Annotated in this window: 18 protein-coding genes; 14 read left to right on the forward strand and 4 right to left on the reverse strand. The window is 40.4% G+C overall.

The window, feature by feature from the left end; genetic code table 11:
* Positions 1-2 precede the first annotated feature (2 nt).
* The gene (locus KIK04_RS11725; RefSeq protein WP_232278399.1) at positions 3-1,586 is read right to left on the reverse strand and encodes a spore germination protein; all 1,584 of its coding nucleotides are present in this window, start codon (positions 1,584-1,586) and stop codon (positions 3-5) included.
* Between the two features lie 192 nt (positions 1,587-1,778).
* Between KIK04_RS11725 and KIK04_RS11730 the strand changes: the two genes are divergently transcribed.
* From KIK04_RS11730 to KIK04_RS11780, 14 genes are all read left to right on the forward strand, one after another.
* Positions 1,779-2,450: a TorD/DmsD family molecular chaperone gene (locus KIK04_RS11730; RefSeq protein WP_232278400.1), complete on the forward strand. Its 672-nt coding sequence runs from the start codon at positions 1,779-1,781 to the stop codon at positions 2,448-2,450.
* A gap of 71 nt (positions 2,451-2,521) precedes the next feature.
* Positions 2,522-2,677 carry a DUF1540 domain-containing protein gene (locus KIK04_RS11735; protein ID WP_232278401.1) on the forward strand — a complete coding sequence of 52 codons (156 nt, stop codon included), beginning with the start codon at positions 2,522-2,524 and terminating at the stop codon, positions 2,675-2,677.
* Positions 2,678-3,393: 716 nt separating this feature from the next.
* The gene (locus KIK04_RS11740; protein WP_232278402.1) at positions 3,394-4,710 is read left to right on the forward strand and encodes a helix-turn-helix domain-containing protein; all 1,317 of its coding nucleotides are present in this window, start codon (positions 3,394-3,396) and stop codon (positions 4,708-4,710) included.
* Positions 4,710-4,832 carry a hypothetical protein gene (locus KIK04_RS24200; protein WP_269671019.1) on the forward strand — a complete coding sequence of 41 codons (123 nt, stop codon included), beginning with the start codon at positions 4,710-4,712 and terminating at the stop codon, positions 4,830-4,832. Before KIK04_RS11740 ends, KIK04_RS24200 begins: the two co-directional genes overlap by 1 nt.
* A 351-nt stretch (positions 4,833-5,183) precedes the next feature.
* A complete protein-coding gene (locus tag KIK04_RS11745; RefSeq protein ID WP_232278403.1) occupies positions 5,184-6,026 on the forward strand; it encodes a hypothetical protein in 843 nt (280 codons plus the stop codon).
* Between the two features lie 71 nt (positions 6,027-6,097).
* On the forward strand, positions 6,098-7,204 hold the full coding sequence (locus tag KIK04_RS11750; RefSeq protein ID WP_232278404.1) for a YncE family protein: 1,107 nt from the start codon (positions 6,098-6,100) through the stop codon (positions 7,202-7,204).
* A gap of 1,107 nt (positions 7,205-8,311) precedes the next feature.
* Entirely contained in the window at positions 8,312-8,470 is a 159-nt protein-coding gene (locus KIK04_RS24430) for a Spo0E family sporulation regulatory protein-aspartic acid phosphatase (protein ID WP_442951168.1), read from the forward strand.
* Positions 8,467-8,742, forward strand: a complete 276-nt coding sequence (locus KIK04_RS11755; RefSeq protein WP_232278405.1) for a helix-turn-helix transcriptional regulator — start codon at positions 8,467-8,469, stop codon at positions 8,740-8,742. The genes KIK04_RS24430 and KIK04_RS11755 overlap by 4 nt, the downstream gene beginning before the upstream one ends.
* Before the next feature lie 124 nt (positions 8,743-8,866).
* Complete coding sequence (locus KIK04_RS11760) at positions 8,867-9,379, forward strand: SMI1/KNR4 family protein (protein ID WP_232278406.1); 513 nt, start codon at positions 8,867-8,869, stop codon at positions 9,377-9,379.
* Positions 9,380-9,584: 205 nt separating this feature from the next.
* On the forward strand, positions 9,585-9,905 hold the full coding sequence (locus tag KIK04_RS24435; RefSeq protein ID WP_442951152.1) for a winged helix-turn-helix domain-containing protein: 321 nt from the start codon (positions 9,585-9,587) through the stop codon (positions 9,903-9,905).
* A 201-nt stretch (positions 9,906-10,106) separates the two neighbouring features.
* Positions 10,107-10,646 carry a hypothetical protein gene (locus KIK04_RS11765; protein WP_232278407.1) on the forward strand — a complete coding sequence of 180 codons (540 nt, stop codon included), beginning with the start codon at positions 10,107-10,109 and terminating at the stop codon, positions 10,644-10,646.
* Between the two features lie 83 nt (positions 10,647-10,729).
* On the forward strand, positions 10,730-11,374 hold the full coding sequence (locus KIK04_RS11770) for a hypothetical protein (RefSeq protein ID WP_232278408.1): 645 nt from the start codon (positions 10,730-10,732) through the stop codon (positions 11,372-11,374).
* 128 nt (positions 11,375-11,502) lie between these two features.
* Positions 11,503-12,606 carry a YncE family protein gene (locus KIK04_RS11775; protein WP_232278409.1) on the forward strand — a complete coding sequence of 368 codons (1,104 nt, stop codon included), beginning with the start codon at positions 11,503-11,505 and terminating at the stop codon, positions 12,604-12,606.
* Positions 12,607-12,630: 24 nt separating this feature from the next.
* A complete protein-coding gene (locus KIK04_RS11780) occupies positions 12,631-12,957 on the forward strand; it encodes a hypothetical protein (RefSeq protein WP_232278410.1) in 327 nt (108 codons plus the stop codon).
* 1,550 nt (positions 12,958-14,507) lie between these two features.
* On the opposite strand, the gene KIK04_RS11785 is transcribed toward KIK04_RS11780, so the two are convergent.
* Genes KIK04_RS11785 through KIK04_RS11795 form a run of 3 tightly spaced genes read right to left on the reverse strand, consistent with a single transcriptional unit; the run spans position 14,508 to position 15,809 of the window.
* Positions 14,508-14,822 (reverse strand): DMT family transporter, encoded by a 315-nt coding sequence (locus tag KIK04_RS11785; protein WP_232278411.1) that lies wholly within the window; start codon positions 14,820-14,822, stop codon positions 14,508-14,510.
* Entirely contained in the window at positions 14,822-15,163 is a 342-nt protein-coding gene (locus tag KIK04_RS11790) for a DMT family transporter (RefSeq protein WP_232278412.1), read from the reverse strand. Before KIK04_RS11790 ends, KIK04_RS11785 begins: the two co-directional genes overlap by 1 nt.
* Positions 15,164-15,218: 55 nt before the next feature.
* Complete coding sequence (locus tag KIK04_RS11795; protein ID WP_232278413.1) at positions 15,219-15,809, reverse strand: TetR/AcrR family transcriptional regulator; 591 nt, start codon at positions 15,807-15,809, stop codon at positions 15,219-15,221.
* Between the last annotated feature and the right edge of the window lie 24 nt (positions 15,810-15,833).

Below are 15,833 nucleotides of genomic sequence, written 5' to 3' on the forward strand. Positions count from 1 at the left end.
ATTCATCCTTTGTTCTCACTCATGGATGGGGAGGATTCCACGTGAGATGCAGTTGCTGCATCCGTGGTAGAAGCGTCCGCGTCGTTCGTTCCCCAGAGAGGGGCGCGAACGACCCCATCTTGCTGCGCTCTTGTACTCCATGGTGCTACAGGGAATAAGTACGGCTGTCCAAAGGAATGCAGATGATTGATATGCAGCAGCAGTGTGATAAAGCCAACAAATACGCCGTACAAGCCAAAGGTAGAAGCGAGTAGCATAAAGCCGAAGCGCAACCAGCGTATCGTATAGTTCATTTCGTAGTTAGGCATCGTAAGTGCGCAGATGGCAGTAACGGCTACAATAATGACCATTACAGGCGACACGATGCCAGCTTCTACAGCAGATTGACCTAAGACGAGCGCACCAACAATAGATACCGATGTACCGATAGCACGGGGAAGGCGAACGCTCGCTTCTTGCAGGAACTCAAACGTACTAATCATAATTAACGCTTCACCAAGCGCGGGCAGGGGAACCCCTTCGCGCTGGGCTGCGAGATCAATGAGCAGCGTCGTTGGAATCATTTCTTGATGGAAATTCGTTACCGCAATAAAAAAAGCGGGCAATAGCACCGAGATCATAAATGAGACTAAGCGCAGGATACGCAGTAAACCGATATCCACACGGTGATTGTAATCTTCCGGTGATTCAAAAAAGTGCAAAAAGGTTGCAGGTGCAATTAATGCAAACGGTGTACCGTCTACCGCAATGACGACTCTGCCTTCCATTAAGGCAGCCACAGCGCGATCCGGCCGCTGGGTCGAGAGTACGGTAGGAAACATGGAGAATTTGTTTTCCTGCAAAAACTCTTCGATGTAGTTGCTATCAAGCACGACATCTATCTTAATGTGCGCCAGCGTTTCGCGCATATGACGCGTAAATTCAGGATCAGCTGCTTGCTGATCGTACACGAGCGCGATCCGCGTCTTCGATTTATCGCCAACGACCAGCTCTTCTATACGTAGAGAAGGCAGCCGCATTCGTTTGCGAATAAGCGCCAGCATATCCTCGAGTGATTCGTTAAAGCCTTCTTGTGGCCCGCGGATTACACTCTCCGATTCGGGTTTCTCTACCGAACGCCGCACAGCGCCGCAAGTGCGCATAACGAACCATTTTCCTGTTGGCGGGTAATGAAGTAGCGTCTCTCCAGCTAACAAAGATAATAGCGCGTCCTCCATATCCTTCGGCGTGCTGGCCGCAATGGAACCTCGCAGTACCGCTCGTTCGAATTGCTGTCCCCGTTGAGAGATTGGTTGCGGTTGCTGCTCGTCCGTATGTATTTCAAGCTCAACGCCAGTGACCTGTTGATCCTTGTAATGCCGATAAATCGCCTCCAACATATCGTACAGACGATCGGGATTAACGAGTGTCTCCAAAAAGGCGAATTGCAGTTCAGTGCCATCATCCAAAGGAATCGTGCCGATGACCAGATCACTGCTCTCTCCAAGCTCGCGTTTAATGTCTGCAACGGTAAACATATTCTCGGACATATGCGCTCCCGTTTGTTCTTGTGGACTACAGCATGGAAAAAACGATAACCGGTTCACTCCGCACGACTCCTTTATTAAAGCTTCAACAGTTAAGATGGATAAAGACGTGAAAATATATGCATGTTTCACAAATGCGACACATAAAGCGCTTCCAAACTAGCAATTGTTTACATTTTGTCACAACTAAATCGTCCGTTTTATGGGATAATATGGTTGTAAGAGGATTGTTTGTTCAGGAGGGGAAGGACGATGCTGTTGACGGCGGAACGACCTGTAAGTTGGAATGAACAGACCGTAGATCAGCTAGAGCTGCGCAAAGTGTCGTATCAACTATTGGTTGATTTTATAAGTGAAGCACCGACGTTGGAAATGTGGATGCATTGGCGTAACGATGAAGGATTGAATCGATTAGCTGAATCGTTCGAAGGAGCGCGTTTGTTACAAGTACAGTTGCAACAGCCTTCTTTAGAGGAGATATACGCACTGAACGCTTCATTGAGTGAACAATATAGCCGCTTGTTCGGCATTACGGGGCAACTGCCGGTTGTACCTTGTGAGACGATGTACCGTGCCAAGGAGCAGATGCTGCCAAGAAGCTATGCGCAGGACGTATGCGGAATGTACGCTGATTTTAGTTTGTATTTTAAAAAAGTGAACGGTGAGCCGGACGATCATATTGCGGTTGAATTAGAGTTTATGGCTGTGCTCATCGAGAAAATGATGAACAGTGTGATGACAGAAATGCGATTTACGCGCTATATGAACGGCCAGCGTGAATTTATTACGCAGCATTTGCAGCGCTGGGTACCGCTGTTTGCTGATGATGTCGTACAGCATGCGCAGCATCCTGTATACCAAGCTATCGGGCTACTGCTTGCGGAGTTTATCGAAGCGGAAGCAGCTTGGGCGAATCAAAGTTAAGTTAGCTAGGCAAGACAAGTATAAATAGCCATAGTATTCGTCCATCCTTAGTAGGTAAGGAGGTGAAGACTATGGCTCAAGATGTATTGTGTGAGGTTAGCAATTGCAGGTTCTGGGCAGCGGGCAACAAATGCGCCGCATCGTCCATTTATGTGGTGAGCAATCGTGGCCAGCATGCCAGCAATAGCCAAGAGACAGACTGCAAAACGTTCGAAGCGAAAATCTAACTAACAATCACATTAGCGAACCTGTTTCGCGAACTAGGCGAATTTAATTTACTTAAATGAGCCTGCATCTAGAGCAGCCCTGGGCGGGGTTGCTCTTTTTGTTTGCTCTGCTACAGGGGAGGGAGTCATTTGTGCTAGACTCTGCCCGCGCTACATTGCGTAGCTCGCACATTGCGTTTCTTGCGATCATGCAGCCATGCTGTTATACTGTCGTACATTTCGTATCTCGACCGAGCATAACGCAGTGAAATCTGTCTCCTCAGTAAAAGTATAACCCTTATTGAGAATTATTTTCACTGTATGCGTCATTAGTTTATTTTTAAAAAATACATAATGGAATTCAAGCCAGCAGTAAGTCGAAAAAGTTACTGTTGATTCTAACGGTTGCCACAGACGTTATGTTGATAAATAAACAGCCATTTGGATTCTAACGGTTCTGGTGGGGCTTATATTAATGAAATCGGAAACATAAAGCCCCCCATTATCAAAATAAGCTCTCTGATAACCGTTGCAAATCAAAAACGTGTATTTTTAGCAAAATAGCCCCTGTGGCAACCGTTACAGGATACCGACTTACGTTAGTTCATTTCCGCGTACACAATAACCTTCGTTTATGTAAATACAGTCCGGCTTAAAGTGCTGAAACCTCATTTACTTAAACGTAACAACATGGTAAATTTAAACTAATTACTTCATCTTTTAGAAAGGGTGGGATCATGTCATCGGGTTCGCACGAATATACTCCGATTGGCGACCTCATCAGACATTACAGACAAGAAGCCAAATTGACGGTAACGGAATTAGCCAAGTTAGCCAATGTTTATAAAGGGAATATTTCAAAGATCGAACACGGAGACGTGAAGAAACCGGACTACAATATGGTTCTGTCCCTTTCCAACGTGCTACATATTCCATACACTGAAATAGCCGTAAGCTACAGTGAAATTGAGAAAAAACCAGAATCGCTGTTAGCCATATTAATGGAGACGATCCAGACCGGGAACGAACTCGTCATAACCCAAGTTGCAGACAAATTCCTTAACTCATATGGGGAAAGTGAAGACCTCATCGCGCAGTTACACTCCCATACACATCAAATAGAAGACACCCCCATTCAACTTGCACTCTACAAAGTCATCATCGAATATTCAAGAAATCATGGCATTATGCCTTATATCGCAAAAGGTTTGTATGAAGAATATATTATTGAACGAAATGATTTTACGAAGCTCACCGCAACCTATTATTCAGGTAGAGCGGTTCTACATTATGCGAACTTTCTTAGTGAGCGAGAAAGGTTAAGATTGTATTATGCTCTTGCAGTTCATGCGTTTAGTCTTATGAAGTATGACGAAGCCATTGATCTAAGTAAGTATGTGATAGAGAATGACACTGCAAAAGGTGAGTATCGTGTACATGCAGTATATACGATATGTTGTGCTTATTATTACTTGGATAAATATGAAATTTGCCAGACTTATCTTGAAGAGTATCGCAAATTTCCATACGACTATATAGACGATAATGTGAAGTTGATGATTGGACTAATCAGTGGTCGAACAGGTGACTTTTATTTAGGTATTAAACAGCTAGAACATTATTTAGAGAGTCCGTCTTCTTATAACTTAATATATTCTGTTACAGCACTTTTTGACTTTTACATGAATATAAATGATTTAGAATCAGCAGGCAAGCTACGCAGATATGAGGAACAAATGGAACTATCTCTTCAAGATATTCGCACGACCCCAGAAAAAAGGGCTGAATTAGCCTTGTACTATGAACTGAACGGACATCATCAACTTTCAAATAATGATTTTAAGGATGCAATTCAGTATTTTCGTAAAAGTATTACACAGTATATGGGGGTAGCTAAATACAGAAAGGCTTTTTATATCGTTTCAGTGCTTATAAAATTAATTGTAAATAAGATTAATGACAGTTCATTTCTTGAGAATTACTGCATTCAGGATATTAGTGAATTGTGTGAAAATTTAAGCCTGAAAATGATAGAGGAAGGGGATTGGCGTTAATGAAAAAGGTGATAATTAAACTGCCGATTCTACTTTTCGTAATGTTTCTCATCGTAGGTCAATTTTCAGTAGATAATACGGTAGATCCATTAGTTGGCTCGCCTTGGATTGTGCCTAAATAATGTAGTTCTTGTAATGGACGCCTTAGGGCGTCTTTTTATTTACGAAAGGTGAGTTGTATCTTCAAAATGTGATTTGTTTTACATTATATGGTTACCGACTAAACGAACTTATAGTTGAATATATGGATAAAAATGCTATGATTTGATCATCCAAGAATAAACAAAAAGTTGAAAAATTAAGTTCAATCTTCAAAGAACAAGGTTCAAACGAGAAATTTTGATATGAATTGAAAGGTGGCCACCTCTCAAGATAAATTCTTCTATGTTCTACTTCATGATCTATTACCTCACATAAGTCATCACAGCACCATTTTTGCTGCAGTACATTCATTTGAGGAGGATATTGTAATCATGAAAAAATTAGTGGCTGTCCTTTCATTGAGTATTTCCCTTTGTCTTTTGTCAGCTCCATTTGCATTTGCCAACTCTTTGGGCAAGTCAAACATCAAGCAAGAGATTTTTGATGCAAAAAAAGCAACAGGGCAGGAAGAGTATTTTAATTATCTGGACTCTCTCGATCCGGAACTGGTGAAAAAGCTTTATATTCATGAAGATGGAACAGTTACGTCAAGAGACAACAACGTTGATGAGAGTTTTGTGAAGGAGTTTGAGCAGAAGCTGAAGGCTTACACAAGCAAAATTGCACAGCACAATAAACAATTGGGTATTATCTCAGATGGTTTAGAAACAGACGGTAGCGGCAATATAAGCATATCAAGTGGTGGTGGGGGTAAAGGTAGAAACAGCATCACTACAGATGGATTGGTTAAAGGAGACATTATGCTCCTTAATGATCCTGGTACTAGTCTTCAAGGGAATATAGATCATGCTGGCATGTATGATGGAACAAAAGATGATAATTGTATTTACACGGCTCAACCTGGTGAGGGTGTAAAGTGGGAAAGGGTTAGCCATTGGAGAGGTCATGATGAGGCATGGGGGTTAGAAGTAACAGGGGTAACTACTTCAACTAAAGCAAATGCTTTTGATCAAGCACGAAGTGCGGCGCGTTTAGGAGAAACATATTATTGGTATGCAGGAAAAGGTGACCACAACTCATGGTATTGCTCCAAAATACCTTGGCATGGTTATAGTGCGTTAGGTACCGAAATCGATACAAATGGGGGTTACTGGGTTACACCAGATGATCTATACATGTCACACAGAACTGGAACAATAAAATATTCTACTTAAATGATTAAACAAGTAAGGAACACGTTCAGAGCGTGTTCCTTACTTGCTTATCTATATAAGGGGTGAAACTTATGTTGAAAATACAAAAGATGATATTACTTCTGTTAGCAATTCTCATACTGGTGGCTTGCAAGGATTCCAAACCAACTGAATATTCGAATACATCAACGTATGACCTGTATGTGAATCATGGCGGCGATCTAGGACTTTCTCAAATTAGCAAAAAAGGAAGCTCTCTAGAAGCTACAGACCCGCAATTAGTTAACTTTAGACATGACGGTAGTATCTTGAGCTCGTTAGAAATAACGCAGGATAAGCACGTTTATGCCTCATTTTATGATCGAGTTGGCGGAAAACCAGATAGACGAGTGAAAATATTAAAGGATGGTACAGAGGTAAAAGAGTTAACGTTTGATGAGAAGGGCCCTCATGAAATGATTTCTGATCAGGAAAAAGGGAAAATATATGTTGTATTTGCCTTTTACGTGAATACAGGGAAATCCAAAGGAATCCCCCTTAAAATCATCAACACCAAGACAAAGGAAGTTGAACGTACGTTATACATTAAAGGAGGCCTTATGCATTGGGGCATAGCAGGGGATTATATTTATAGCTTTGTTATGAAAGCACATGATTTAGGTTATGGTGACGTACCAGATCGTTATATCATTGCGATACACCGAGATACTGGTGAGACGAAGATTATTTCCAACGTTGATTATGCTTCCAAAGGAATGGCTATTGGTGCAGACGGGAATATATACGCTATACATATGTCTATCAATAATTTGCGTGAGGAATACAATAATAGTGAACTAACAGTCTACAGTCCAACTGGAAATCAGATAGCACAGTATAAGCTTGGTATCGGTGTTCGTGATATTGTAATTGATGACGATAATGGCCTAGCTTATATCGCACATAATGACAAATATTCATATGACGACCGCAAAGGAGACAGCATTACCGTCTTCGATACGAAATCCAAAAAGGTAATTCAGACCTTAAAAGGGTTTAGCTGTCCTACAGAACTTCAAATCGTGGATGACTACTTATTTGTGTTGAATGAGGCGACTTCTTCGGTGAAAATCCTCGATAAGCGTACATATAAGGTAGTAAACGAAGTGAAATTTGACGAGACTTTCTTAAGCTCCATGAATGTTCTGAAAAGAAAATAATTTTTTATATTGAGAGGGAATACCCTCGGAATGAAAAAAGGTTCGCCTTGATCTCCCACACATTTCGTTTGGTCATGCAAGGATTATCCCGGAGCAATGAGAATTGATCTTGATTTCTGGAAAGATGGTTCCCATCAGTATGCATCTTATCATTTTGTAGCAATAATAGGTTATAGTTTCGGTGGCAGTTCTAATTCCATATCTATCCTTGATTCTGATGGTGGTCAGCGCAACACAGTAATAAAGGTCATTGATCGGGATTACAATAAGAATTATGTAGATGTAGGATGGGGTTACTGGTAAAACTGGAATCAGTGCTGTAACACCACAGCACTGATTTGTTTCAAGGAGGGATTCTTTATAAACCGTCATACCATTATAGCCTTACTGGGCTTAACCTTCTTATTTCTTATTCATATAAACATTATGATATGTGATACTCTTACTGCCCGCCCCAACCAAAGTTCAGGCAATGGCAATATTGGTGCTTTTTTTGTCGTTGTATCGTATATATTTCTTTTTTGTTTTCTGGTTACTTTATCTTTATGGTTATACAGTCGCTTACATCAACTAACATCCAAACATCTAATACTAATGATAGGTTATTTCGTTATTTTATTGTTAACCTCACTTTATGGACAGATAGGCTTGGTCGAGTATACGTTTAGCTTGGTGAATGTACACGAGGCTGGTTCTTATATAGCTAGAGATCTTAATACATACACCAATAAGCTATATTTCAATTATTATCTTGTTTCATTGTTCAGTTCTGCAATAGCCATACTGGTCATTTTAAAATGCATGCTCGATAATTTAATTGATAGAAAATGAATGGAGAATTTTTTATTTAAAGGGATGGCTATTGGTGCAGACGTAAGGTTTTCCTTTATACCCCCCCACATTCTAGTTGGTTAGATAATTATTGCTTCTTATGACGCCTTCGGTCGTTTTTTTGTATTTTACAGGATTGATTTCCGAAAAATATAAAAATAAAGAGGGTTGGAAACGCATGCTATACTTTGCCAAGAACAGTTTATTCGTACACATGGAGGTGGCATACGAATGCATGTTTTTCAGTACAGCAACGACGACATCTTGTTATTCAAAATGAACAGCTTAAAGAAACGACTAGATCAGGCAGTGGAAGAATGCCACAACTTAACCGATGAGCGGGTACTGGAAATTAGTCGAGAGCTGGACATGTATGTACTACAGTTTCAAAAAAATGTTTGGTCTAAAAAATGTAACAGGGAGGTTCTACAATGATTGAGCCGCGTAATTGGCTTATCCGCTGTCGGGGGTCTAGAACACAAATCGAAGTTGCACAATTGTCCTTAATTCAGCGCAGCTCCTACTCCAATATTGAGCGAGGACGGCGTGACCCAAGTGTTTCTGTAGCGAAGCGAATTGGACAAGCGCTCGGATTTCAATGGCAGCGATTTTTCGAGGGGAGTGATGCGATTGATTGTGATCGAGTAGAGGCTGTGCTTACTCGCGATAAACACAGCCGATTAACAAATACCACAATTTCATTATGAAACAAGTTGCGTCTAGTACTAGGTATTCTATTTTTTGCGAAAACTACCACGATCAACTACATATGTGTACATTTTAACCCCTTACAGCATCTCATGCCATCAAGCAATGAAATGGGGACTCGCGTTGAACAACAATTACAGAACAATCGATATTGTACAAGGTCTGAAAAAGAGGCTGAATCAATGCACCTTAGTTGTTCCTGATGTCTACGGCAATTGGCACGTCGCTAGATTTACATTTCATCCGCCCGCAACCACAGATGAACTCCGCGCCTTTTATGACCAATATAAGTTTACCCTTCATAGTGAATACATCGAATTTCTAAAGCTTCATAATGGTGCGAAATTGTTCAGCATTGGCACAGATAAGGGCATTGAACTATTTGGCCTAGAGCAGCTTGCCAAGCAGCTAGAAGTAGGAACACCACATTATTTGAACATTGTCGAAGGCCACTTAACCAGATTCTGCATTCGAGAGACGGCTGACGGAATGTACTTAGTTGGTCATGACGGCTGGGTCAATACGTATTTGCAAATCAATTTCGCCCAATGGCTTGGGCATTTAATAGCAGTAAGTGGCGCAGATTATTGGAACTGGAAGCATTCACGACAAGTGCAACAAGAGCAGATACATTAGATTAATCCCCTGCTTGTGAGAGGGGTGAGGCCATTGCTTGCAGGTTGCTAGGTTTGATCTCTCGTACGTTTTTACAGTCTCATGATGCTAATTTGGAAACCACCGCGAAACACTGGTAATACACACAGGACCGCCCTAACCCTTGGGGCGGTTTCTTACATGAAGAAGTCAAGGAGAGTGATTTAGTATCGAACATTTTCCTACAATGACAGTTCAACTGGGAAGTCACGTTTATATAGATTTCGGCAGACACCTCATTCAGAAACACGACACTACTATTTCACTAAGTCCAACGGAACTTCGCTTACTATGTCGATTATCCATGTCCCTCAATCAAGTCGTGCCTATCAAGACATTAATTGCTCACACATGGGTCGTTGATGCAGAGCAGGTTTCATCACATCAGCTTCATGTCTACATTGGGAAAGTACGAAAAAAACTAGAAGATAACCCGTGTCAGCCCGAGTATATTTTAAACGTTCAAAATGTGGGTTATGTGCTATGTTCGCAGCATCAAAACACCTAAATATCATGCATTTATACCATTTTTTTGCTCAAAACTAAATAAACTTATAGTTGAATATATGGTTATAAATGTTATGATCTGATCATCCAGTAATAACCAATATATTGCTGGAAAAACAGTTAAGGAGGGTAGAGTCTTTTAGGGGCCCATAATTGTTCATGTTTGTTTTATTTTTATAAACAGTGAATAGGAGGCATTAAAATGAAAAGACTGTTTGTTCTTTTTTTGACTGCAACATTCTCGCTCACTTTACTTTCTCCCTTTGTTAAGGCTGACACAACTCCACGAGTTTCCACTGAAGCAGAAATTACATCTAACCCAGTAGGACATACCTATGAAGACACGGATTTGATTAGTATTTGGAGAGTCACAAGACAAGGTTCTATATATAGTCCAGTAAGTGTAACTTCAAAAGTTACGATTATTAGACAAGAAAATCCTCATGCATATTACGTTACCAAGCGTGAGCTTATGAGCCAAACGTTTAAGTCTTATTTCGACATTTATCCTAGTGCACAATTTGGACCAAGAGAGCTAAACATTCGAGGGCAAATTCAACACCTTCCTAAGTCAGGGTCGTATATAATAGGTGCACCCTATACCGCACAGGGAATTTTATCAGATGACCCAATTTCTTTTGATAGGAATGGTTACGGTGCCTCCTATGGTAAAACAGGCTTCTTCGCTGGTTCGGGTGCGATACAGTTCGATAACACAGGGCAAGTGGACTTTAATTGGTGAAGTAAGTAATTTATCACATTTTGAAAAGTGGCATAATTGAAAATTCCAACATAAAATATGAATAATGAGGGAGGTTCATCAGAATGAAAAAGCGAATTTTGCTTGTCGTTTCTTCTATAGCAGCATTATCAATTTTGATTGGTTCATTTGCTGGGGCTACTGATCCTCTAACAACTGTGTCATCTCAAGTCAATGTCGAAATAAGAGCAATAAACTCAAACCAACCAATTGATTTGGTTAAAATCGGAGATGTGCTCATCACTAACAATGATTTACAGAGCTTAAAGGCGTATAAAAAGTTGGAGGAGAAGCCTGTTCCTTCTGATTCTGAATTGCTTAAAGAAATCATTATTGACGAACTTTACTTACTGAAGGCCAAGGAAGAAGGCGTGTACGTTTCATTAGAAGATGGTAAGAGAGAAGCGGAAAGGCTAAGAGCTGTCTTAAACGCGCAACCATCCAACGTACAAGAAGTACAGAAAAAGATACTGATAGCCATGGGAAAAAGCGATGATGAATATTGGAGCGATTTTGCTCCCGTAGAATATCAAAAGCTCCTTTCCCGTCAAAATCTAACGAATAAACTGATGGAGACCAACGTGTTAGATGAGTCCTTGCAGTATGAAGACTTCTCTAAAAAACTACAAGAGTATAAGAATAACATGTTTAATTCCGAGTTCAACACAAAAGTGCAAGTACTGAATCATGAACTTGTACAGGTAAAATAGCGACAGTGTTTGACTAACGTTGGAATGAAACGGTTACAACTTCATTATTCTTTCTATATTCGCCTTGTTATTCTTATTTCCCTATAAGAAAGCAAGGCGATTTTCATCATTTCGAAAGGGTGATGTATATGCTGAAAATGAAAAAGATAATAATAATTATGTTGACTGTCCTCGTACTTGCGGCTTGCAAGGAGTCAAACCAGATAGAGTACTCCTCTACCTCAATGTATGACTTGTATGTGAATCACGGTGGCAATCTGGGATTTTCTCAAATTAGCAAAAAAGGAAGCTCTCTAGAAGCTACAGACCCGCAACTGGTTAACTTTAGAGATGATGGTAGTATTCTAAGCTCGTTAGAAATATCAAAGGATAAGCACATCTTTGCTTCTTTTTATGACAGAGTTGGTATGGAATCAGATAAAAGAGTGAAAATATTCAAAGATGCAAAAGAAATAAAAGAGCTTACGTTTAATGAAACAGGCCCTCATTCGATGGTATCCGATCAGGAAAAGGAGAAGTTGTATGTCGTCTTTGCATATAAAGTGAATACAGGTGAATCTCAAGGTATTCCCCTCAAAATCATTAATACTACAACAAAGGAAGTTGAAGATACAATATTTATTAAAGGGGCTCTAATGCATTGGGCTATAGAAGGAGACTATATCTACAGTTTCGTCATGAAAGCTCATGATTTGGGCTATAAAGATGTACCTGATCATTACATTATTGCGATAAACAGAGATACGGGCGAGACTAAAATAACCTCGAAAATAGACTACGCCTCAAAAGGGATGGATATCGGTCCTGATGGAAATATATACGCAATAAACATACCAATTAATATATCACGTGAAAATTATAGTAGTAGCAACCTGACCGTCTATAGTCCAATTGGAAACAAAATTGCCGATTATGAACTTGATTTTGGTGTCCGAGATATCGCTATTGATGATAATGGTGTAGCCTATATTGCTCACAATGATAAGCATTCATACGATGATCGGAAAGGAGATAGCATAACCGTCTTCGATACGAAATCGAAAAAGGTGATTCAGACCCTAAAAGGGTTTGACTGCCCTACGGAACTTCAAATTGTGGATGATTACTTATTTGTGTTGAATGAGGCGACTTCTTCAGTGAAAATTCTCGATAAACATACATACAAAGAAATAAAAGAAATACAGTTCGAGGATACTTTTTTAACATGGTTGCAGGTTCTGAAAAGAAAATAGTTTTATAATTCAGGGGGGCTTTCCATGAAGCAATCCATTATATCTATTCTTTTCATTTGTTTTGTTGTTTCCCTTCTGGGTAAATTAGGTCTCCATACATACCTAGAGATTTTTATTATCATGTGTTTGGTTACAGCCTTTGATAATGTACGCAACATTAAAAATATTAAAAAGAATGCTCTTTCTTCCATTATGACCATCGCGTATTTCTTTTTGATTTATTTGATCGAGGTTACTTTTTTCACAGGCGAATACATTTTCTTTTGGGAGATCACAGGACTAATTACTTATTTCACTATTTTCATAGTAGTGTTGGTACGCCACGATAGAAAAAGAAATATAAAAAGCTAAGGACAGAGCGAGTTCCCCTTCGAGTATAAGCCTCTTGAGTTCAGGGTCTAATGAACAAATATTTGATTGTTGCCATCGTTCAAAAGCTTTGCTGGGGTAATCGGGCTAGAAAAGGATGTTGTATTATCAGGTAAACCTAAGAAGTGCATCAGGAACCATATTCACACATCACAAGGAGAAACATATGAGGGAAAAGCTCACTACAATCGCTCTAATTTTACTGATTATGTGTTGGGGATGCCTGTTATTTTTAAATAAAATCTTTGATAACATCACGAACACGACGGGTCTAAATCCAATCATACTCGTATTTTTTCTAACCTTATTGGCCTTAGTATTAGGAATAATAGGCTTAATAGGAAGCTCCAAAAAGCCTGTAATCTTCACAGGACTCCTCACAATAGTACTTTGTATAATTTCACTTCTATTCTTTGGTTACATTATTTTTATTGGGCGATTGTTGTCTTAAGCATAAATTTAAGCACAAACATGGATGCACCCTGCTGGAATGGGAGATAGCTATGGAAAATGAGACAATGATACAGAAACCGTGACCGTAGCCGTTTATCGCTAGTGAAGGAAGTTGTACCGTCAGGTAAACCTAAGAAGCATCCTAGTAACTTTGATTGATAAATAGGGGAGTAGATGCTTTCTTGGATACCATATTCACACATAATAAGAAGAAACATATGAGGGATAAGCTCATTACAACCGCTCTAATTTCACTGGGTATATGCGTAGGATTCCTGCTATTTTCAAATAAAATTTTTAATTATATCACGAAAATAACAGGGTTAAACCCACTCATACTCGTAACTTTGCTAACCTTTTTGTTCTTAGTATTAGGTATAATCGGATTAGCAATAAACTCCAAAAAGTCTGTGATCTTCACAGGGCTCCTTACAATCTTGCTTTGGGAAAGGGCTTGATTTTTACTGCCATTCCTTGGGGGTATCCTGATTCTTGGACGATTATTTCCTTATTCATTTGTAGAATAATGGACAGAAAAAAGAGCTACCCCTAGGGGCAGCTCCTCAGGCTGTCGAGAAAGCAAAGTTAGTTCTTAACGGTTGCCATAGTGGCTATATCGCCAGATTTAGCTCGTTTTGATTTCTAATGGTTATAGGTGAGCTTATTTCTCGAATTTCATTCAAAATCCAGCTGTTTTCATCGTAATAAGCGCCATCATAACCGTTAAATGTTGAACGGGTTCATATTCGCTGAAATAACAACTGTGGCGACCGTTAGGAGTGGAGGCACGGTGAATGAGCTGACCACCTACGGTTAGGGCACAGTGAATCAACAGACTACCAACTGACTATCAAATAACTACCAACCGATAAGTGCAAAGCTGCTTGCCGTTATCTTAACTAAGAGAAACCATCGTCTTAACAAACAGAGGTTTCTAGACAAGCTGAAGAGCTGCCCCTAGGGGCAGCTCCTTTTTAATAAAGAACGTATATGTTAGTACTACACTCAACAACTATTCAATAATTGCACTACACAATACAGGCTACACGCTCACACGCTACACGCCCACACCCACACGCTTAAGTGAGCAATTTCAAGCCCACAGCGGAACTAATGATGAGGCAGATACACAAAATACGTTTCCAGTCCTTTGGCTCGCCGAATACGAACATACCGAGCAATGTACTACCAGCCGTACCAATCCCCGTCCAAATCGCATAGGCCGTTCCCATTGGAATCGAATCCATGGCCATAGAGAGCAGGGTAAAGCTCGTTCCGAAGGCTAAGGCAAAGTACAAGTAAGACAACAATCCACCTTTATCTGTAATGCGCTTCAGGGACAATACACCAAGTACTTCACATAGCCCAGCGCCAAGTAACATTAACCAAGCCATTATGCAGTCCCCTCCTTCGTATCTTCCGGTTTAGTTAGCAATTTTAAGCCGATAACACCACTTGCCATCAAGGCGATAAACAGCAACTTTGTAATCTGCACAGGCTCGCCGAACAGTAGCATTTCCACGATAACGGTTCCCGCTGTTCCGAGTCCAGTAAAGACGGCGTACACCGTCCCGAGCGGGAGCTTACGGGATGCCTCAATAACTACTTTAAAGCTTACGATAATGAACAGAATTGTGATTAACCATTCCCACCAGGCACTGGAATATTTTAATCCAGACACCCAGATCACTTCCAACAGTCCGGCAATGAGCACTAATAGCCAGCTTTTGTTCATGATGTTCTCCTCCTATTAATAAAGCTACATTGAAGTTCAATGAAGTCTAATCCATCTAATTCGTTAACCCACGCCAATATAAAGGCCAAGCAGCCTCTAATTTCTTGGATACGCGCTCCGGCTCACCGTACAGCATTTCTACAAATAACGCATCCAGTATGCACATAAAGGCGGTTGCAGCCTCGCTTGCCGCTACGCCTGCGTTAGGCGGAACTTCTCCGGTCTCCATCGCTTGTTGTAGACGGAGCATGAGCTTCTGCTCCAAATCATCTAAATAAACGTACAGCCTGTGCATTACTTCACTCTGCACCACAGCAGGTGGAAAAAAGGATACACGCAGCAGAAACTTCAATTCCAACTGCTGTGCATAACGTTGACGATACAAGTAAAGTAGCTGCTTCAACTGATATTCAAGTGAAGGTCTTGTTTCATTTTGCTCGGTAAAATAAGCCTCAATCCACTGCTGCTCACGGTTGTACACATATTGCACAACATGCAGGAACAAGTCCTCTTTACTCTTATAATGCGCATATATGGAAGGCTTCTTAATGCCAACGTCGTCAGCAATTTTTGCTAATGAAGCTCCATCGTAACCATGCTCAGCAAAATGCGCTAAAGCGACCTGTTGAATGCGGTTTGCGGTCATTGAATGATCCCTCCATAGCGAGTA

It is taken from the genome of Paenibacillus sp. 481 (genome assembly GCF_021223605.1).
Classification (GTDB): domain Bacteria; phylum Bacillota; class Bacilli; order Paenibacillales; family Paenibacillaceae; genus Paenibacillus_B.